20 protein-coding genes and 1 tRNA gene are annotated in these 20,129 nt (G+C 60.5%); 11 read left to right on the top strand and 10 right to left on the bottom strand.

All coding sequences use genetic code 11. The features are described 5' to 3' along the window. Positions 1 to 65 precede the first annotated feature (65 nt). The 4 genes from pepN to PCS43_RS00165 form a co-directional block, all read right to left on the bottom strand. Positions 66 to 2,549 (bottom strand): aminopeptidase N, encoded by a 2,484-nt coding sequence (gene pepN, locus PCS43_RS00180; RefSeq protein ID WP_064444627.1) that lies wholly within the window; start codon positions 2,547 to 2,549, stop codon positions 66 to 68. Between the two features lie 50 nt (positions 2,550 to 2,599). Further along, entirely contained in the window at positions 2,600 to 3,400 is an 801-nt protein-coding gene (gene thiD / locus PCS43_RS00175) for a bifunctional hydroxymethylpyrimidine kinase/phosphomethylpyrimidine kinase (protein WP_003946192.1), read from the bottom strand. A 93-nt stretch (positions 3,401 to 3,493) separates the two neighbouring features. Further along, complete coding sequence (locus tag PCS43_RS00170; RefSeq protein ID WP_230793229.1) at positions 3,494 to 4,108, bottom strand: class F sortase; 615 nt, start codon at positions 4,106 to 4,108, stop codon at positions 3,494 to 3,496. Then, entirely contained in the window at positions 4,105 to 4,833 is a 729-nt protein-coding gene (locus PCS43_RS00165; protein WP_209908726.1) for a hypothetical protein, read from the bottom strand. Before PCS43_RS00165 ends, PCS43_RS00170 begins: the two co-directional genes overlap by 4 nt. Before the next feature lie 347 nt (positions 4,834 to 5,180). On the opposite strand from PCS43_RS00165, the gene PCS43_RS00160 reads away from it, so the two are divergent. Together PCS43_RS00160 and PCS43_RS00155 are read left to right on the top strand one after the other, a co-directional pair. Continuing rightward, positions 5,181 to 5,624, top strand: coding sequence for a DUF7144 family membrane protein (locus tag PCS43_RS00160; RefSeq protein WP_042451026.1), 444 nt, complete (start codon positions 5,181 to 5,183; stop codon positions 5,622 to 5,624). A 21-nt stretch (positions 5,625 to 5,645) separates the two neighbouring features. After that, positions 5,646 to 6,467 carry a class II glutamine amidotransferase gene (locus tag PCS43_RS00155; RefSeq protein WP_031331541.1) on the top strand — a complete coding sequence of 274 codons (822 nt, stop codon included), beginning with the start codon at positions 5,646 to 5,648 and terminating at the stop codon, positions 6,465 to 6,467. An 85-nt stretch (positions 6,468 to 6,552) separates the two neighbouring features. Here PCS43_RS00155 and PCS43_RS00150 read toward each other — a convergent pair whose 3' ends face one another. Next, positions 6,553 to 7,110, bottom strand: a complete 558-nt coding sequence (locus PCS43_RS00150) for a QsdR family transcriptional regulator (protein ID WP_021333511.1) — start codon at positions 7,108 to 7,110, stop codon at positions 6,553 to 6,555. Positions 7,111 to 7,385: 275 nt separating this feature from the next. On the opposite strand from PCS43_RS00150, the gene PCS43_RS00145 reads away from it, so the two are divergent. The 8 genes from PCS43_RS00145 to PCS43_RS00110 all read left to right on the top strand — a co-directional run bounded on the left by PCS43_RS00145 (position 7,386) and on the right by PCS43_RS00110 (position 15,018). Next, positions 7,386 to 8,297: an ABC transporter ATP-binding protein gene (locus tag PCS43_RS00145; RefSeq protein ID WP_238592730.1), complete on the top strand. Its 912-nt coding sequence runs from the start codon at positions 7,386 to 7,388 to the stop codon at positions 8,295 to 8,297. Then, complete coding sequence (locus PCS43_RS00140) at positions 8,297 to 9,271, top strand: oligopeptide/dipeptide ABC transporter ATP-binding protein (RefSeq protein WP_209908729.1); 975 nt, start codon at positions 8,297 to 8,299, stop codon at positions 9,269 to 9,271. The genes PCS43_RS00145 and PCS43_RS00140 overlap by 1 nt, the downstream gene beginning before the upstream one ends. A gap of 131 nt (positions 9,272 to 9,402) precedes the next feature. Beyond that, positions 9,403 to 10,935, top strand: coding sequence for an ABC transporter substrate-binding protein (locus PCS43_RS00135; protein ID WP_162114854.1), 1,533 nt, complete (start codon positions 9,403 to 9,405; stop codon positions 10,933 to 10,935). A gap of 80 nt (positions 10,936 to 11,015) precedes the next feature. After that, positions 11,016 to 11,978, top strand: a complete 963-nt coding sequence (locus PCS43_RS00130) for an ABC transporter permease (protein WP_158510646.1) — start codon at positions 11,016 to 11,018, stop codon at positions 11,976 to 11,978. After that, positions 11,975 to 12,835 (top strand): ABC transporter permease, encoded by an 861-nt coding sequence (locus tag PCS43_RS00125; RefSeq protein WP_020969703.1) that lies wholly within the window; start codon positions 11,975 to 11,977, stop codon positions 12,833 to 12,835. The genes PCS43_RS00130 and PCS43_RS00125 overlap by 4 nt, the downstream gene beginning before the upstream one ends. A 65-nt stretch (positions 12,836 to 12,900) precedes the next feature. Then, a complete protein-coding gene (locus tag PCS43_RS00120; protein ID WP_030537506.1) occupies positions 12,901 to 13,785 on the top strand; it encodes an SCO6745 family protein in 885 nt (294 codons plus the stop codon). 175 nt (positions 13,786 to 13,960) lie between these two features. Beyond that, positions 13,961 to 14,641 (top strand): hypothetical protein, encoded by a 681-nt coding sequence (locus tag PCS43_RS00115; protein WP_063316364.1) that lies wholly within the window; start codon positions 13,961 to 13,963, stop codon positions 14,639 to 14,641. A 35-nt stretch (positions 14,642 to 14,676) separates the two neighbouring features. Next, positions 14,677 to 15,018, top strand: coding sequence for a hypothetical protein (locus PCS43_RS00110; protein ID WP_042451032.1), 342 nt, complete (start codon positions 14,677 to 14,679; stop codon positions 15,016 to 15,018). Here PCS43_RS00110 and PCS43_RS00105 read toward each other — a convergent pair whose 3' ends face one another. Further along, positions 15,019 to 15,474 carry a hypothetical protein gene (locus tag PCS43_RS00105; RefSeq protein WP_021333520.1) on the bottom strand — a complete coding sequence of 152 codons (456 nt, stop codon included), beginning with the start codon at positions 15,472 to 15,474 and terminating at the stop codon, positions 15,019 to 15,021. It lies immediately after the preceding gene. Between the two features lie 467 nt (positions 15,475 to 15,941). Between PCS43_RS00105 and PCS43_RS00100 the strand changes: the two genes are divergently transcribed. Next, complete coding sequence (locus tag PCS43_RS00100; RefSeq protein ID WP_054828053.1) at positions 15,942 to 16,367, top strand: hypothetical protein; 426 nt, start codon at positions 15,942 to 15,944, stop codon at positions 16,365 to 16,367. Between the two features lie 473 nt (positions 16,368 to 16,840). On the opposite strand, the gene PCS43_RS00095 is transcribed toward PCS43_RS00100, so the two are convergent. The 4 genes from PCS43_RS00095 to cmk all read right to left on the bottom strand — a co-directional run bounded on the left by PCS43_RS00095 (position 16,841) and on the right by cmk (position 20,129). Further along, on the bottom strand, positions 16,841 to 17,170 hold the full coding sequence (locus PCS43_RS00095) for a hypothetical protein (RefSeq protein WP_270922985.1): 330 nt from the start codon (positions 17,168 to 17,170) through the stop codon (positions 16,841 to 16,843). A 678-nt stretch (positions 17,171 to 17,848) separates the two neighbouring features. Then, positions 17,849 to 17,922 (bottom strand) — tRNA-Pro (locus tag PCS43_RS00090). Positions 17,923 to 18,024: 102 nt separating this feature from the next. Continuing rightward, a complete protein-coding gene (gene der / locus PCS43_RS00085) occupies positions 18,025 to 19,452 on the bottom strand; it encodes a ribosome biogenesis GTPase Der (RefSeq protein WP_003946199.1) in 1,428 nt (475 codons plus the stop codon). Further along, positions 19,449 to 20,129: a (d)CMP kinase gene (cmk, locus tag PCS43_RS00080; protein ID WP_182261235.1), complete on the bottom strand. Its 681-nt coding sequence runs from the start codon at positions 20,127 to 20,129 to the stop codon at positions 19,449 to 19,451. The genes der and cmk overlap by 4 nt, the downstream gene beginning before the upstream one ends.

Genomic DNA, 20,129 nt, shown 5'->3' with positions numbered 1-20,129 from the left:
GTCGTCTCCCGTCGCAGCCCTGTTTAGACAATATCCAAGAACAGGACATTTCGGAGCTGATGGCGTCAGATCACCGCGTTCGACGCCTGGGCACGTAGGTCTCGGGCCAGGTGATCCCGACGCTCGAGAACAAGCCTCCGCAGCGACGCGGGCGCCTCCGCATTGGCCTGGATCCAGGAATCGACAGCAGAGGTGTCTTCAGCTGCCGGGAAGAGTCCGTTCACCAACCGTCGGGCGATCTCGATGCTGCGTTCGGACCACCACTTCCCCAGGGACGAGAAGTACTCTGCCGCATATCCCTCGATCAACGACGGGTCCGTGCCCGAACGGAATCCGGCGATCGTCGCATCCAGGCGGTCGTTCGAGAGTGAGCCGTCAGTGGTCGCCGACGCCCAGGCAGCCGCCTTGGTCTCGGCATCGGGAATCGACGCCGCGGCGCGGACGTACGCCGTTCGACCCGCTGACGTGCTGTCCTTGCTCAGCTCACCATCGAAGTCGCTCACACTCGCATGGCCGGTCGCCGACAGGGCGATCCACAATGCCCACCGCAGATCAGGATCGAGAGCCAGTCCGACCGGCCCCGGGCAGGTGCCGTCGAGTATCGACCGCACCTCGTCGGCGCGAGCATCGTTGACCGCTGCAGCGGCCGACAGAGCCCGTGCCCATGCCAGCTGTCTTCCGGACTCCGGTTCGGCTTCGAACACCGCCTTCCAGGTCGTTTCCAACCAGCCTGCACTTACATTGGGCCGCAAGCTTTTCGGAACGTAGTGAAGAACCGCGTATTGGGCATCGGTCAGGATCGAGCTGAGAATCGCAAGATCTGTCTCCGCGGGAGCGAATCGTTCCACCATGTCGAGGTACCGGAACACCGAGAGCTGCGCATCACGCACCGAGTTCCACAGCGACGACCAGATCACCCCGCGCGCAAGCGGATCGCTCACGCGGTCCAGGGATGCCTCGACAGTGGACAGAGATTCCGCGTCCAATCGCACCTTGGCGTAGGTGAGGTCTTCGTCGTTGAGCAGTGTGAGTGCTCCGGGCGGAAGGTCGACCGACGTGCGTGATTCGGTGATGTCGAGTTCGACGCGTTCGGTGCGAACAAGGTCTCCGGACTCGTTGTAGTCGTAGATTCCGACTGCGAGCCGATGCGGCCTCGGGTCCGTCTGGACCAGGTCTGTTCCGTCGAGCGACAGCGTGGACACTCCGGTGGTCTGCAACCAGATTCGGGCCCATTCGCGCACATCACGTCCGGAAGTCTCCGCGAGCACGTCGAGCAGATCAACCAGCGTGGTGTTCCCGAAGGCGTGGGCCTTGAAGTACCGTCGTGCCGCTTCGAAGAACGCGTCACGGCCGACGAACGCCACGAGTTGCTTGAGGACACTGGCGCCCTTGGCGTAGGTGATTCCGTCGAAGTTCAGCTTCGCAGCTTCGAGATCGACGATGTCGGCGACGATAGGATGCGTGGTCGGCAGCTGATCTTGGAGGTACGCCCACGCCTTCCGCTTGATGGCAAATGCTACCCAGGCATCGGTGAAGCGAGTAGCTTCGGCGCTGACCAGCGATCCCATGAAATCGGCAAAAGATTCCTTGAGCCACAGGTCGTCCCACCAGACCATGGTCACGAGATCGCCGAACCACATGTGCGCCATTTCGTGCAGGATCGTGTTGGCGCGGCGCTGATGCTGCTCGTCGGTTGCGGAGCCGCGGAACACGTATGCCTCGGTGAAGGTCACCAGTCCCGGGTTCTCCATGGCGCCGAGGTTGTACTCGGGGACGAAGATCTGGTCGTACTTGCCGAACGGATACGGATAGTCGAAGTGCTCGGCGTAGAAGTCCAGCCCCTGACGGGTGATGTCGAAAACGTTGTCTGCATCGAGGTGTGGAGCCAACGACGCCCGGCACAGCGCACCCAACTCGACAGTGAGTTCGCCGCGACTCCACGACGACGCCACGCGGTGATACGGCCCGGCCGCGATCGCGGTGATGTAGGTCGAGATCGGCAGCGTCGGGGCGAAAGTGACGCGTTGTGCACCGTCCACGGAGAGAGTCTGGGTCGCGGGCTGATTCGACAGGACTTCCCAGCCGTCAGGTGCTGTCACCTCGAACGTGAAGGGCGCCTTGAGGTCCGGCTGCTCGAAGCAGGCGAAAACACGCCTGGCATCGGCAGGCTCGTATTGCGTGTACAGATACGTCTGATCGTCAGCGTCGTCGACAAATCGGTGCAGCCCTTCACCGGAACGGCTGTAGTTGCCGTGAGCTGCCACCCGAACGACGTTCGATCCGCCGAGTCCGCGCAGCACGATCCGGGATCCGTCGTACTCCACCGGAATCGACGCACCGTCGACGTCCACGGAATCGACCGCAGCACCGATGAAATCGAGCCACGTGGACTCCACCGAGGACGTCAGATCAATTGTCGTGACCGTCGAAAAGGTCTTCACGGCGGAGTCGACCGCCGATCGCAGATCCAACTCCACCCGGTAACCGGCGACGGAGATGGCTCGAGATCGTTCGGCGACTTCGCTTCGATTCAGGTTCGCAGTACTCACGCACTCGATCCTGCCAGGCCGCGCGCGGCGATGTGAGCCGCCGTGCGCGCCTATCCCTTGAACGCGCCCTGCCAGACGGTGTCGAACGGCGTGTGTGCCGAGACGCGGCCTTCGATGCCCGCCGTGACGAACTTCTTTGCCAGAGCGACGGCTTCTCCCACGTCGGCGCCTTTTGCCAGCTCCGCGGTCACTGCGGCGGCCAGCGTGCAACCGGCACCCGAGACGCGCTCTTCGCCGACCTTGGGGGCGGAGAGAACAGTCACGTCGGTCCCGTCGAACAACACGTCGACGGCGTCGCCACCGGCGAGTTCGACACCGCCCTTTGCGAGCACGTACTTGGGTCCGAGATCATGGATACGACGTGCGGCCTCGATGAGGTCGTCGACGCTTTCGATGCTGTCCATTCCGGCGAGGGTGCGTGCCTCGAACAGGTTGGGTGTGACGACGGTGGCGAGCGGGAGGATCGAATCACGAAGTGCTGTATCGGTATCGAGAGCCGCACCGGGCTCCTGGCCCTTGCAGATCAGGACCGGGTCGAGGACGACGTGGCGCCAGGACTGCCGACGCAGGCCCTCTGCCACAACCTCGATGGTGGCGGGCGTGCCCAACATGCCGATCTTGACGACGTCCAGATCGTGAGCCGCAGTGGCAGCCTCGATCTGATCAGCGATCACGTCAGGAGCGATCGGTACGAAGCGATGACCCCAGTTGTTCTTGGGATCGAACGAGACGATACATGTGGTGGTCGCTACGCCGTAGACGTCCAATGCCTGGAACGTCTTCAGGTCGACCTGCAGGCCGGCACCGCCAGTCGCTTCGGACCCAGCGATGACATAGGCGAGGTCAACCACAGCACAATCTCCTTCTTCGGACTTTTGAAACGTGCGTGGATGGCCACGAACGCGGGACCCAGTTTATCAACCGTTCCGACGTCTGGTTTTCGGCTATGCGGGCACCGGAGTTCCCCACGCGACGTCGTTGTCCTCGTATCCGAACGGCGGACCGACGAACTCGCCGCCGCAGGTGATCAGCGCGAGGGTTTCGGGTCCGTCGAGGCTGTTCAATCGCTCGACCGGCAGCTCGCCGTCCTTGCTGTAGTGATCGACCGCATCGATACGGTAGTTCCAGGTCTGTCCCCCGGCGCCCGCCACGGTCACGACCGAGCCGATTTCCAGTGTCGAGAACTTCTTTCCGAAACCGTCACCCTCATAGATGTCGTTGATGTGTCCGGTGATCACCACGGTGCCCGCGCCGGAGCCGGGAAATGCCGAATCTGCCCACCATCCGATCTCACTGACATCCTCGGGCGGAATGAGCGAGCCGTCCGTCGTCGTCTTGATCGGCAGGATGTCAGCGGTGCTGTTGCCTGTGCGCAGCGCGGTCGGGACATCCGGACCGTCGACCACCGCGCGAATCTCTGGCGGCAAATCTTGTTGGCCGGTCGCGAGGACGCGGGTCGGCGAGTCACCGTCGTCGGAACATCCGCCGATCAAGAGCATTGTCGCCACTACTGCAGCGGCCCACGTTCGGCTGGCCGTGGATCCAGGTGCCGCTGTCACGGACGAGAAGTCGGGCCGGGCGGAATCTGGGCAATTGGTACTCGGTTTCCTACGTCACGACCGGGAAGTGCGTCACCGGAATCCCCACCGTTCCCACCGGAACCGTCACCACCGCTGCCGTTTCCGCCACCGCTTCCATTCCCCCCGCCGCCGGGGCCGGGGCCGGGGCACTCACCTCCCGGATCGGTGGTGTCGCCTGCCAAGACAATCTTGACTGCCGAGAGGTTGACCGTCTGGTTCTGCGCGACTTGTCCAGGAGTTGTGACGTCGAATGCGAGCTTGGCACGTACGGGGATGACCGAACCGTCGTCAGCGTCGGTGACCGTTGACCCTGACCGGCCGAGATCTTGGGTCAACGTCATTTTGGAGATCAAATCCTGATCTCCGGTCAAGCCGGCGCCGTCGATCCGAAGGGTCCCTCGGACGGGACTTCCGTGGGCTCTGATCGTCACCGATGCGCGAAACTCGAGGATGTCTCCCGGCACTGTCCGCCACGCCTCGATCGAGTTGATTTTCGTTCCAGGCGATCCAGTCGAGATGTCGTACCAACCGTCGATCACGGCCGGATCGAGTGACATCGAATTTTCGTTGATTTCCGAGTTGCACGCGCGGGTGAGCGAAACGGGGGCAGCCGATCCCACTGCGGGGAGTGCTGTCGACACAACGGTCGCCAAGACGAAGGCCGTCGCGGTGATGCCCGCGGTACGCCTGCCGAAGATCGTCATTCTCTCGCTACCTTTTTTCCGCGGACCGTAGCTTCCGGTCAATTCAGTCAAAATACCAGTACAGCTGGACAAATAGGTCGAATTCCGTGCCGAATTCTTCTTGTTTTCTGTGAACTTCGGTTACGAGCAATTTCTCCGCACACGCGTTCGGGTAAGGGGTCCATCGGATCAACAGGGGTCAGAAGTTACATTTCGCCCGCACATCGGAGCAGATCGCACTGATTTCTCACCGCATTGGACAGGTATTTCCGTTTCATAGCGGTCAGCCGGTGGAACAACGATCACTACAACGAGCGTGCCGGGCACGTGTCCGGTCGCCCCCCCCCACCGAATCAAGGGAAACCGTCATGTCGGATACAACATCAGTCAAGCAGGGTTTCGCGGTAGGAACATCGATCGGGGCAGCCGTCATCTTGGTGACGGTCGGCATCGTGCAGTTCTTCCAAGGACTCGCTGCCGTCGCCGAAAACGAAGTGTTCGTAGTCGGGATCGACTACGTCTATCAGTTCGACCTGACGACGTGGGGTTGGATCCATCTCGTGTTGGGCGCGCTCGTCGCTCTCGTCGGGCTTGCGCTGTTCACCGGAGCGGCCTGGGCGCGGGTGTCGGCAGTGGTGATCTGCGCGATCTCGATCATCGCGAACTTCTTGTGGCTGCCGTACTACCCCTGGTGGTCGACTCTCATCATCGCGCTGAACATCGTCGTGATCTGGGCTGTGTCGACATGGAAGCCCACCCAGACGACGCACGCCGCTACGCATGCACCGTCAACGCCGACTCGATCTGCTTGAGTTGAAAGTATGTGTAGGTGGATGGCGTATTCCGGAGAGCCGATACTGGCCCATGACTTGCTGTTCAGGCCACAGCACTCGCTGATCGACCAGAGCCTGCATTCTCAACTCGGGGCCACGACGACAAATGGCGACGGCTTCGGAATCGGCTGGTACGGGGAAGGCCCCCAACCGGCAGTTTTCAAGAGCATCGAACCCGCGTGGAACGACTCGAACCTGCGCGAAGTCACCTCCCAATTGCGCACCCCTCTGCTGTTCGCTCACATCCGCGCCTCGACGGGAACTGCAGTGCAGCGCAGCAACTGTCACCCGTTCCGGCACCGGCAATGGTTGTGGATGCACAACGGTTCACTACACGGATTCCACGACATGAAACGGGAATTGGTGACTGCCATTGATCCGTCGCTCTTTCCGGATCTCGAAGGATCGACGGACTCGGAAACCTTGTTCTTCCTCGCGCTGACGTTCGGCCTGACCGACGATCCGTTCGAAGGTGTCGCGAGGGCCGTCGGATTCGTCGAGCACACGGCCCGCTCGCAGGGAATCGACAATCCGGTTCAGATGACCGTCGCCACGTCGGATGGCATCTCCACCTGGATCTTTCGCTATTCCAGCGAGCACCAGTCGAGGTCGTTGTTCTTCTCCACCGAGATTTCCACGTTGCGCAAGCTCCATCCTGAGGTGGATGCCCTGCACCATCTGAGTGAGGAGACCCGAATCGTCGTCTCCGAGCCTCTACGTGACCTTCCCGGCGCCTGGAACGAGGTTCCCGAATCCGCCGCAGGCGTCATCCGGCCCGGACGGGACGAGATGCGGAGCTTTGTGCCGATCCCACCAGCCTGATTGGGTCATACAACCAGGCATAGCTATGAAATAGCTTGCATTCGAAGCGCTTTCACGAAAACTGAGAAAACGGAAACTCGGCACACTAGTCACGCGAGAGGATGAGCCGGAACGCCAAGCGAGCCTTCTCCGTATCCGGAGTGCCACCAGTGAGCAAATCGTTGTAGATGAACGACTCACCCACGCGAACCAGCAGATATGCCATGTCCTCGACGGGCAGGTCTGGCCGAATCTGCTCCGGTATTTCAGCTTCGATCAGCCTTCGCACGGATTCGACCATCGTGCCCTGAATCGGCCCCAGTCCAGTTGTGAGTATGCACAACGCCTTTTGCGGTTCCCGAGTCAAATACGTCCGGAAGAATTCGGTCTCGATTGTCGCCCGTGCATGGTAGGTGAGGACGTCGACAACCCTTGACGCTCCGCTTCCACCGCACTCCTCGAGGCCCATTCGCCACGTTCGGCGCGCCAGCGAATCGAGCACGTCACCGGTAATTGTGTCGCGATTCCCTGCACGCCGGAACAAGGTGGTCCGATCCACCCCCAACTCGGTGGCCAAAGCATTCACATCGAGCGGTTTTCCGGCTGCGAACTGTCGTCGGGCGGCACTCAACGCTTCCGCGCGGATGTCACGTGTCTCGGCCATGGAGTGAATGTATCGCTGACGACGTGCTGGTCGGTAGCCGGAGGCGATCAGACGGCGCCATCGACGGCAATCGTTGCAACATTCATTGACTTTGTTGCAGGTGAGTGTTTATGGTTCCCCGGTACGTGATTCCAGTCACAACAGTTCAGTTGTTTACGGAGGAATGCGATGAACGATCACACGTGGACGACCCGACGATGAGCCCACTTCTGCAAGTACGAGACCTCACGGTTGACACTGGGACAGAATCGATTTCGAACAGACTCCTCGACCGAGTGAGCTTCGAGTTGGGGTCGGGCGAAATCACCGGCCTCGTAGGAGAGAGCGGGAGCGGAAAGACACTGACCGGACTCGCTCTGCTCGGTCTCTTGCCCCGTACGGCAACAACCAGCGGAAGCATCCGTTTGGAAGGACAGGAACTTGTGGGTCGGCCCGCCGCCGAGTTGAGGAAAATACGCGGTCGCGACGTCAGTATGGTCTTCCAGGACCCGAGTTCGGCTCTCAACCCCTCCGTCAGCATCGGTCGCCAGATCGTCGATGTGTTGAAGGCCCACCGCGACATCACGAAAGTCGATGCGGAGGACGTGGCTACAGATCTTCTCCACCAGGTCGGTCTGGCCGACCCGAGCAGAACCTTGAAGTCGTACGGGTACGAGCTTTCCGGCGGGATGTGTCAGCGGGTGATGATCGCGATGGCCCTGGCATGCGGTCCGAAGTTGCTGATCGCGGACGAACCGACAACAGCGCTCGACGTCACCATCCAAGCTCAGATTGTCGATCTCCTTCGAGAACTGGCCGAACAGCGCGATCTTGCCGTGTTGTTGATCAGTCACGACCTCGCGGTTGTCGCCGAGGTCGCGGATCGAGTCATCACCATGTTTCGCGGCGAGATCGTCGACGTCGCGCCACGAGACGTGCTGCTTCGGCGGCCCGCGCATCCCTACACGTTCAGCCTTCTCGAGGCGGCACGCTCGACATTCGAAGAAGTCTCCTCCCAATCACCCAAGGCGCGAGGCGATTTCACCAGCAAAGCCCCTGCTGACGGCGTGGGTTGCCGATACGTCGCCCGGTGCAACTACTCCGAGGAGCTCTGCATATCCGATCATCCACTTCTGATCGGATCACCGGAATCGGCAACAAGATGTCACCGCAGCGACGAACTCGAGTTGCTCGGACTGGTGAGCTGATGAGCAACACCGACGTCATCGTCGACGTTCGGAATCTGGCAGTCGAGTACGGACGCGGACGCAAAGCTCTTCGCGCGGTCGACGACGTCAGCTTCTCCGTACAGAGGGGCGAAACCCTTGCGATAATCGGTGAATCAGGATCGGGAAAATCCTCGACGGCTCACGCTCTCGCGGGTCTGGTGGCTACGGCCGCAGGCTCCATCACTATGAATCTCGACGACCCGGCGTTCGGCAAGGGTGGATCTTCCCATCTCATTTTTCAAAACCCTACGTCGGCCTTGAACAATCGGATGTCCTCATGGGCTTGCGTAGCCGAGCCGATGGCGCCAGGGCGTCTGCGCATCCCACAGTCCTTGCGGCCGAAAGCCGTCGAGCTGTTGCGTAGGGTCGGTCTCGGCGCTGAGCTTGCCGACCGCCTCCCGACCCAGCTCTCCGGTGGCCAACGCCAACGCGTGACCATCGCTCGTGCACTTGCCTCCAAGGCGCCACTGATTCTCTGCGACGAACCTGTTGCCTCCCTGGATGTTTCGCTTCAGGAAGAGGTGTTGCAGCTTCTTGCCGATCTCCGAGAAGAACATGACCTCACGTACATCTTCATTTCGCACGATTTGGGTTCGGTGGCATGGATCGCCGATCGCGTCGCGGTGATGTACCTCGGCCGAATCGTCGAGATCGGACCGGTTGCCACGGTCCTGAGGACTCCATCGCACCCCTACACGCAGGCGCTTCTCGCCGCGGCCCCGCACATCGAACTCGAGCGGCGCAGTCGTCGGAAAGCATTGGTGCGGGGCGAGTTACCCGACCCACGGAATCCACCCTCGGGCTGTCGATTCCGCACCCGCTGCACGTTTGCGATGGATCGCTGTGCGTCGGAAGCGCCGTCACTTCGCGCGGCCTCGAATTCCGCACACAGCTCCGCCTGCCATCTATCGTCCCCGGCCACATCGATCGGAATCTTCAACCCGCCGCAGTAAATGCGTGCCGCGTCAGTCTCCCCCCTTCCGAGAAGACCAAAGCGAAAGTCCACCATATGAATCCGCGTCTGTCTTTGCGATCCCGATATCCGATCACACGCTTCCAGAATCATGGGAAAAGTGGCCCACGTGTGCTGGTAGCTGCGTTTGCACTTTCTGCTCTTGTGCTCAGCGGCTGTTCGAGCAGCGCCACCGGTACCGCCGGCGATACCGGACCTGCCGATCCGAACGCCGAACTCAAGGTCGCGACATCGCACGTGCCCGCCTCGCTCGACCCGTGTGCGGGAAACATCGGATACGACATCGACTACTTACAGTTGATGTATGCACCACTGATCGATGCGGAACCTGCCACCCAGAAGTTGCGGCCCGGAATCGCCAGCGAGTGGGGCTTCTCCGGACCGGACAACCTGACGTTCGAGATGACGTTGCAGAACGGCTTGACCTTCCACGACGGTACAGCTGTCGATGCAGCAGCCGTCAAGGCAAGCATGGAACACTGCTTGAGTCTCGGAATCGTTTCCGTCCCGACGATCAAGAGCATCGAAGCAACGTCCCCAGATCACGTCACGATCTCGTTGAGTTCACCTACCTCCGGTTTACCAGGCTGGCTCAACGGCAGATTGGGAATGGTGGTCTCCCCCACTGCGCTGGCAGCAGCAGGGGCAGACTTCGCCAACAAGCCTGTAGGCGCAGGGCCGTACACATTCACCAGCGCAGTCCCGAACAGTTCATACACATTCAGTCGATTCGACGATTACAAACCGGCAGGTCCACCCAGCCCCCAGCTCGCCAAGATCCAGATCCAGGTGATCTCCAATCCCACAGCGCTGACAAATGCCCTGACATCGAACGCTGCGGATTTTGCATACGGGCTCACACCGTCGAGTGCTCCGATCCTCGAACGGAATCCCAACCTGAACGTCAGTCACGACCCGAGACTCGGAGTTGCGCTCGTCGTGATCAACAACAAGAACCCTGTGGTTAACGACGTCCGGGTTCGTCTGGCGATGCAGTATGCGCTCGACCGCAAGGCAATTGCGCGAGCCGCGCTGGACAGCACGGAAGGAACTGCGGCGTTCGGTCAATATCCTCCCGGTTCGCAGTTCTACGACGAGGAAACCGAAGATGCATGGCCGTACGACCCGGAGAAGGCCAAATCGCTGCTAGCGGAGGCGGGGTATCCGAATGGGGTCACCGTGCGCGGACTAGCAGGCAACCTACCGCCGTACTCGACCAACGCTGTCCTTGTCGGAGAACAATGGGAGAAAGTCGGCATCAAGGTCGACTTCGTCGAAATGAGTGGACCTCAGGCGATTACGGAGTTCGTCGCACACAACAGCGCGGACGTCTTCAGCGTGGGATGGCCCACGCGAGCATCCGCACCGCTCAATTTCGAAGCCTCTCTGGGTTCGCGATCGTACTTCCGGCAGAATTCCGTCCCCAACGAGGAGTTGGAGAAGCTGATCGCACTGCTGAACAACACGTATGACGAAACCGCTCAGCTCGACATCGTCAAACAGATCAATCAAGTCGTGATCAAGTCCGCTGAGTACGTACCGTTGTACTTCACTCCCGACGTGGTCGCCTACACGAAGAACGTCCACGGGGCCGTTCCCGCACTGAACGGCTCCCCCAATCTGACGTACCTCTCGAAGTCATGACGACGACCGTTGTATCGCAAGAGAATTCGTTGGCCCCCGAGCCTGAGAGCGTTCCGACCCGAAACCCTCACCGATCGCCGGTGAATCCTTACATACGGATGATCGGCGTCCGGTTCGCACAGATAATTCCTACCGCGATTATCGCTAGTTTCATAACCTTTGCCCTTATCCGGATAATCCCCGGTGGACCAGCCGAGGCACTTCTCGGTCCGAACGGCAGCGATGAAGCGATCGCGGCACTCAACGAGCGCCTCGGATTGAATCAACCTCTGCTGGTCCAGTACTGGAACTGGGTGGTGTCGGCTCTGCACGGAGATCTGGGAACGTCGCTACAGAACAGCGCCCCCGTCGGCCCACAGATCCTTGCGCGCCTGCCGGCGAGCGCCGAGCTCGTTGTACTCGCACTGTTACTGTCCGCCGTCGTCGCCATACCGCTCGGTGTGTGGACCGCGACGCGGCAGGGACGACGCAGCGATGGTCTGACCCGCACGGTTTCGGGGATCGGACTCGCGGTACCGGACTTCTTCCTCGCTATCGTGCTGGTCGATGTCTTCGCCCTCGGTTTGGGAGTTCTACCGGTGCTCGGCTGGGTTCCTCTCGAGAACAGTGTGATCGACAACCTGAGCCATTTGGTCCTACCAGCAACGGCGCTCGCTGCCGGCGCAGCATCGATTGCGGTTCGGCAGACCAGGGCTGCGATGATCGAGACACTGTCAAGTGACTACGTACGAACTGCGCGTGCGATGGGTATCGACGAGCGGAAGATCGTGTGGCGCTACGCGCTACGAAACATCGTTCCCACGATTGTCACTGTCTATGGATTGCTCGCCGTGGCGATGCTGGGTGCGACGGTCATTCTCGAGCAGATCTTCGTGCTGCCGGGCCTCGGGAGCGCTCTCGTCATTGCGATCGACACGCGAGATTATCCGATGCTTCAAGGCATTGTGTTGCTGTTCGTCGTGATCGTGCTTCTCGTGAACATCCTGGTCGACGTCGTCAACAACATGATCAGCCCACAATTGAGGAAGGGAACGATCTCGTGAGCCAACTCGCGCTGACCACCGCAGGCGAGACCCGCTCCAAGTGGGCTCTCCCTCGACTGCACCCCGGATTATGGCTCAGCTACTGCTTTCTCGGAACGCTGATAGCGGCGTCCGTCTTGGCCTCGTTCGTGGCTCCGCACAGTCCGACCGATCAGAACCTGACCAACACGTTCGCCGGTCCGAGTGCACAGCACCTGCTTGGCACTGACGGCTTCGGTCGTGACGTGCTCAGTCGATTGATCTGGGGAGGACGCTCCGCCTTCTTCGGCGTCGCGATCGCTGTCGCTGTCAGTCTGCTGTTGGGAATTCCGTGGGGGTTGATCGCCGGATATTGGCCACGCTGGATCGGCGCGTCACTCCTCCGGGTGGCGGACGCATTGCTGGCATTCCCAGGTTTGGTTCTCGCAGTGGCTATTACCGGTGTTCTGGGGCCGAGCCTGATCACGTCGATGTCAGCGCTCGGAGTCGTCTATGCACCCACAATTGCAAGAATTCTGGCTGCCGGGGTCAGCGAAACGAGGAACCGAGACTTCGTTCTGAGCGCGCGACTCTCAGGATGCCCGCCGCACGTAGTGCTCCTGCGTCATCTTCTTCCGCACGCAATCGGGCCGGTTGTCGTTCAGGTGACCGTGCTCACCGGCCTGACTTTTCTCGCGCAGGCGGCACTCTCATTCCTGGGGTTGGGAATACAGCCCCCCACTCCGAGTTGGGGCGGTGACCTATCCGATGCGTACCTGCACATCTTGAGTGCACCACAACAGATTCTCCCCTCCGGCATTCTGATTTCATTGGTCGTCCTGGCCGTCTACCGAGTGGGTGATGCCGTCCGGGACCGCATGTATGTCAGAGGGAGATAGCCGGCGTAGAACAACCATCCGACTCGACTGTTCGAAGACCACACCACCAGCATGAAGGACTATCGATGACCTCGATCGCACCAGAAACCGCGCGCCGCGTCTTCCGTGGAGCCGAACCAATACACGGCATGATCTACTTCACCCCTTTCGGCGCGGAAGCATATGCCGCACTGGGCTTTACACACCCTCGAATGGGCTACTTCGCTTCGCGGTCTGCGCCCATGGGCGCAGTAGCGGCTGAAGTCACCATCGCTACGTTCTTCAACTTCAACCCCGAACTGGTACACGCGGTGCTGCCGGAAGCCTGGACAATCGCCACCCCCGAACAGATCCTCACCGCTCGACTCGACGCTGTCGACCGTTCGCTGCGCAAGGCCTGGGGAGAACATGTCGACGGCACCGAAGTTCGCGAAGCTGCCGAACTCGCACGTCGAGCCGCGGAACGCGCCTGCAACAGACCACAAGGGCGACCCCTGTTCGGTGGGCACGCATCATTGCCGTGGCCTGAGGAGCCTCATCTCGTGTTGTGGCATGCCCAATCCTTGCTCCGGGAGTTTCGCGGAGATTCTCATGTCGCACTTCTTCACGCCGAGGGACTCAACGGTGTCGAAGCGTTGGTAGTCCACGCCGCAACCGGTGATGTTCCTGCTGCTGCTCTGCAAATGAGCCGGGCATGGGACAACGATCAGTGGGCGGAAGGCGTCGAAAGTGTGCGGGCGCGTGGATGGCTCGAAGACGGCCCCGAGCTTCACCTGAACGAGGTGGGTCGCGATCGCCGAAAGCGGGTTGAGCATCAGACCGATGTGCTGGGGTCGTACCCGTACGAGGCGATCGGAGAGACCGGATGCAGTCGACTGATCGAAATCTCGGAACGTCTCTCCGGTGAAGTGATCGATGCAGATCTCGGATTTCCGGCAGCACTGGCAGCACGTCGCCGATTGCGTGCGTGACAGCAGGTCGTGAGTGTCGAACGTGGCTGGTGGTGATACGACGAGGGTGTCACCACCAGCCCCTTCACACAATTATCGCCGAAGTCGGCTGCGCCCCAATCTGCACAGTGAGAAGGCATCCGGATGAGACTGCCGTTGTGCCGAATTCTCCCGCGGGATGGGTCAAGATGGCTAGATGTGGAAACAGGCACTCGGGTTTGCTTTGTTCGGTGCGACCGTTGCCATCGTCACGGCGGCGCTGACACAGGGATCGGCACAGGCGTCCGCCACGATCACCCTCTTTTCGGGTGGCACCACAATCTCGGGCTTCGCGGGTGAATCGCAATGGACCTGGCCCATCGAGGCTGCGGTGATCGGCGCCCTTCTGGGCGCGCTGACCGGGTTCGTGCTCCGCCTCGCGGGCGTGCGAATCTCCGGAGGCCAGGACAATCGAATGGTTCCAACTGTGGTGGCAGGCCTCGCAGGCGTCACGCTTGGGTTGACGCCCCTGTTGGTCCTGATCGGCATGGCATTCACCGGGTCGGTTGATATCGGATGGTCCCCGCTCCTGGTCTATGCCGTCAGCGGTCTCCTGGCGTATGGCATTTCGGTCGCCGCCGTGTTCGGAGTCCTCCGCGCTGCCGGGGATCGACTTACCGTTCGCACGACGCGAGCGGTGGCGGCGATGCTTCCGGTCGGGGCGTTGGCGGCGACGACTGTAGGTGTCGGTACTGCGTGGAGGCTGGGCTTTTCCACCACCACTCCCACCTGGATCGCGGTCGTACTGCTGGTCGTTCTCGTATTGGCCATGACGTTCGTTGCGGCCCGGGCGTGGGCTCTACGGATTCAGCCTCGTGACTTACCAGAAGTCGCATAGGCAGTGGGACGATTGATTCGGACGGGTGCGTTGAGATGAGGGGCGAACGAATCTTCGCGGGACTCGTCGTCGGCCTCCTACTGGGACTGTTCGGCTACCTGCCATTGGTACTCCTGTGGCAACACTTCGCCGATGTCCCGCAGCCGCAGCTTTATCCGAACCGTTCGTTCACGTCGTTCGGCCCCAACCCGCCACCGCTCACCTACTGGATAAGTTGGGCGGCGCCTGCCGCCGTGTTCGTCATTCTCGGACTTATGACTATTCCCAGCCGCACCGGCAGGCAATTCGCGTTGCCATTGGTGCTCGCGTTCCTTTCTGTGGCAGCAATGGTGGCGTGGTTCTGGATCTCGATGGAACTGTTCTTCAGCCCCGACTGATCACTCACTCGGCTGCGTATCGCGAACCCCACTGCGCGCACGCGCAATGGCGCCCTTGTTGCGCAATGCGATCCCCTGATGCACCGCAGCAAGTACCAATGCCAGCACTGCAGCAGGGAGGCTCCCCACCATCGACAGCAGAGAAGGCATACCAGAGCTGAAAGCGGTAAAGAAACCCAGTACTGCAGCGCAAAGCATTGTCGCCGAGACGATCCAGGAAACTAATGGTCGTGGGATCACGGCTGGAATAACGCACAGAGCCACCGGCAACGCCAGCACCAAGAAGAGCTCCCGCCCGAAATAGTCGTGAATCGAGCGGTAACAATCGGCAGAACTGAGCGGGCCGAGGCCTATTTCGCAATCGGTGATCTCGTACAGCGGCCACTGTGCCGTCGCGGATCCCAGAATCCCGGTGGCGACCGCCAATACAACCCACGCGATCCGAATCCCAATCATACGAAGAGATCATGCCAGTAGGCGAAATTGCGCTCCGGAGAAGAAAGCAATTACGACTCGAACTGCGTGGAAGGTCGATACCGTCAACGCTAATCAAAGAATGGATCAAACTATGTTGATCGCATGGGGAGCACTGGCGCTTGCCACTGGTGCCCATATCTATGGCGCTCGCCTCGCAACTCACGGCGACTACGGGCGGAGATTACCTCTCTCGGTAGGACCGACCTCCTCGCGAGCGGCACAACATGTCCGACGTGCTCAACTCACGGGCTGGGTATCGAGCTTGATCGGAGCATCTGCCATCGTCGACAACTATTGGGAGACAGCACCTCTCTTGAGTGCGGGTATCGCAGTCGCTGTACTCGGAGTAGTTAACGGCTTACCGAGTTTGATTGTCACCCTGATGCACAATCGACGGCCGCAACAGGGTTGAAGTTTTCAACTATGTTTTGTGGAAGGGTGCTTGCATGGCAACACAACCGCATGGCCAGTCCATAACCCCGGCGTGGAAAGTATTCACGGCCATCGGTTTTGCAGGTGTCGTCGGCGCTGCCGTGACGTACTTCCGAGACGGGTGCACTTTGGCGATCATTGGCGGGATGGTCATCCTCGCGATTGGTCTGCCGCTTACTGTCTGGTCCATCCTGCGAATGCTGCGTGAGAATCGAGGACATCGCCTTCATTGGTGGAGAACACCGCCGGTCAATCCGAGGAACGTCGACCTGTCTCGTGCTGTCGGCATTCCCACTACAATTTTCGGTGCACTGACCATCTGGCTGAATACAGCAGGTTCGGCGCCGTGGTGGTTGGCAGCAATCTTTACCGCCATTCTGATCGCGCTCTTCGGAGTAACCGTTGCCGTTCACAATATTCGCCTCAGTCAGCGAACCTGAGCTAGCCTTCCGCGCATGCCGGTTTCCGCGAGTGTCCGTGCGCGCCTTCGCTCCCACTTGCATCCAGATGACGAGATCCGGTACGTATTTCCAGCAGACGTTCTGATGAGCGCGAAACCGACGAAGAATATGTTGCAGTCGTGAACGCTGCCGACGCGGAGATCACGTCAGGACTTCCCCCGAGATCCGTTGCCGAACCTGTGAGGCGCTATTGAAACGCAGTTGCCACTCGTACAGAACCTTCGGTCAAGCTCACAAGATTGAATCAGTTGACATGCTATTAACCTGCAGTCACATAGCCCCTTATGGATAATCGTCACAGGAGCCTGAGATAGATTGGACTGGGGCTACACGGTCTAGTCCGCGTCCGCTTCTGCCCCGACCAATATCGCGGTCTATTGCCTCAACCGGGAAAATGAGAACAACGGGAAAATGAGAATAATAGGAACAAACCTCGTGCCCTAGTGCGGCCGTCAACGCACGCAGCGCTCAGAGCTCCATCTGACAACTTCGTCAAAATCGGACGGATCCACCACAACCAACGAAAGCAAAGATATGAAAATCAAGTTCGCCGCTGTATCTGTCGGAGCGCTTTCCTTGATGCTATCCGCGTGTGGTGTCGCATCAGACATCTCAGACGCACCCCCTTCCCCCACATCCACATCCACATCCACATCCACATCCACATCCACATCCACATCCACATCCGAGACTCCACCACTCACAACCACGACAGTCCCGCTGCCAACAACGACGACACTGCTGGAGACCACCCTCGAAACACCCACGCCGGCAACAATCATCGGTTGTCAATCCGGGTACAACCCGATCGAGACGACCTGGTCGGACGGCACCGTAACCGGGTACTCCGACTATTGTCAGACGGTTCGCGATGCGTTTCTCCAAAACGAGATTGTCCCAGATTCAGGGCCGACCGAGTTCGTCTGCGAATCTGGCCACGCGTGCGGGATCACCGAGGCCGACGGCGTCGTGTGCGACGAAACTGGTTGCAGATCCACTTGGACCGAGTGAAGCACGAGGTTCCGCTCCGGATGAGCCATCACAACGAGTTCCCACTTCCAACACTTGCCCCATCTCGGGGTGTTCTGACTGCCTCATTTAGATAGAAGGATACGAAAGGTTTGGCTATCAGCTAGACGCTCAGTCGATGATCGCGGCAACCACCCGTCTACGCCTCACAGCGTGCCCATCATGCCCAGGACAATGGAATCGGTTCAACCGTTGGATCACCCAGTGCATAGCGCAAACACATGAGTTTTCCTACCAATGTTGTTAAGCGCTTAGACCCCAAGTTGGCCTGAAGGTTCCCGGACGACGACTCAAGCTGATTTGTGCGTTTGTCAACGTGTCTTGAACGTCGCCGCAGGACTTCCCGCATGATCCGTTGCCGAACCTTTGAAGGCACAAACAAAAAGGCAGTTTCTCATTTCTGAGAAACTGCCTTTTTGATCTAACTTCGGTCGGGCTGACAGGATTTGAACCTGCGACCACTTGACCCCCAGTCAAGTGCGCTACCAAGCTGCGCCACAGCCCGTCCCACGCCCTTGTTTCGGGCGCTTGGAAAGATTACATCAGGGACGGGCCGAAGTACCAATCGGCTGGTCAGAGCCGTTTCAGTACCGAATTGGACGCAGAATCAGCGGCCCTTACGGTCACGCTTCTCGCGCACTCGGACGGATACGCGGATCGGGCTGCCGTCGAAGTTGAACTCTTCACGCAGACGCCGCTCGATGAAGCGGCGGTAGCCGGCCTCAAGGAAGCCCGTGGTGAAGAGAACGAATGTCGGCGGGCGCGTGCTTGCCTGCGTCGCGAACATGATGCGCGGAAGGCGACCACCACGCATCGGAGGCGGCGTTGCTGCCACAACTTCCTTGAGCCAGGTGTTCAGGCGACCCGTGGGGATGCGCTTGTCCCAGGACTCCAGAGCCGTGTCGAGAGCCGGCACGAGCTTCGCCACGGCGCGACCGGTGTGGGCGGAGATGTTGACTCGCTGAGCCCACGGAACGCGGACCAGATCGCGGTCCACTTCCTTGTCCAGCATGAGTCGACGGTCCTCGTCCACGAGGTCCCACTTGTTGAATGCGATCACCAATGCACGACCCGTGTCGGCCACCATGCTCAGAACACGCAAGTCCTGCTCGGTGATCGGCTCGTGCGCGTCGATCAGCAGGATCGCAACCTCAGCGGCCTCGATCGCGCTCTTCGTACGCAGCGACGCATAGAACTCCGCCCCGCTGGCATGGCTGACGCGCTTGCGCAGACCAGCCGTGTCGACGAAACGCCAAGGGCGCCCGCCGAGTTCGACAATGGAGTCGACGGGGTCGACGGTGGTGCCGGCAACATTGTGCACGACGGACCGCTCGTCACCGGACAGCTTGTTGAGCAAGCTGGACTTTCCGACATTCGGCTTTCCGACGAGAGCAACACGACGCGGACCGCCGCCGGGGATACCTTCACGCGGGGTTTCCGGCAGCTTCTCGAGAACCTCGTCGAGCAGGTCTCCGGTACCGCGGCCGTGCGTCGCACTCACGGAGTACGGCTGACCGAGGCCCAAGGACCACAGCGCTGCAACCTCGGACTCGGTGCGTCCGTCGTCCACCTTGTTGGCAACGAGGATGACCGGAGTCTTCGAGCGGCGAAGCACGCGAGCAACAGCTTCGTCCGTCGCGGTAGCGCCGACAACAGCGTCGACGACCAGGAGAATGGCGTCAGCCGTTCCCATGGCCAACTCCGCCTGACGTGCGACCGCCTGCTGAAGACCCTTTGCGTCGGGCTCCCATCCGCCGGTGTCCTGGACTAGGAAGCGTCGTCCGGCCCAGTTCGCCTCGTACGAGACGCGGTCACGGGTAACGCCGGGGATGTCTTCGACTACCGCTTCACGACGGCCGATGATGCGGTTGACGAGCGTCGACTTGCCGACGTTCGGTCGACCGACAACAGCCAAGGTCGGGACGGCAATGTGCGCTTCGCCTTCGCCGTCCGCTTCGAGATCGGCGTAATCCCACTCCGATTCCTCGGACCAAGTTCCGTCACCGGCATATTCGGTTACCAGATCGTCGCTCACTGCACTGCTCCAGTTCTGTCGCTGACCACCAACAGCAACTTGGCGATCACATCTTCAATTCCCAATTCGCTCGTATCCACCAGAATGGAGTCGTCGGCAGGGCGCAACGGCGACACTGCCCGAGTCGAATCGAGATGGTCACGGCGCTGCACATCAGCCAGCACCGCTTCGTAATTGTCTTCACGGCCTTGGCCGATGTTCTGCGTATTGCGCCGTGCCGCACGGGTTTCCGCCGATGCGGTCAAGAAGATCTTGACGTCTGCATCGGGGAGTACGACGGTTCCGATGTCGCGACCTTCCACGACGATCCGGTCTGCGCTTGCCGCCAACTCACGCTGAGTGGCGACCAGCAGGTCGCGAACCTCGGGTACGGCCGACACTGCGGAGACAGCCTTGGTGACCGCGTCGCCGCGGATCTCCTCGCTGACGTCCGCGCCGTCGAGATGCACCTGCTCGCTGCTCGGATCGGTACCGATGGACCACGGCAACGCCGCAACGGCGGCCGTGATCGCGGCGGAATCCGCCAGATCGATTCCCTGACGCAGCACGTGCAGGGTCGCGATCCGGTAGATGGCTCCGGTGTCGAGGTAGCGAGCACCCAAACGCTGCGCCAACGCGCGAGAGACGCTGGACTTGCCGGTTCCGGACGGTCCGTCCATAGCGACTACCAGCGGCAT

The sequence above is a fragment of the Rhodococcus sp. C-2 genome (assembly GCF_027854095.1).
GTDB lineage: Bacteria > Actinomycetota > Actinomycetes > Mycobacteriales > Mycobacteriaceae > Rhodococcus_F > Rhodococcus_F qingshengii.
The sequence above is the reverse complement of the archived record's forward strand: the minus strand, read 5'-3'. Positions and strand labels throughout refer to the sequence as shown.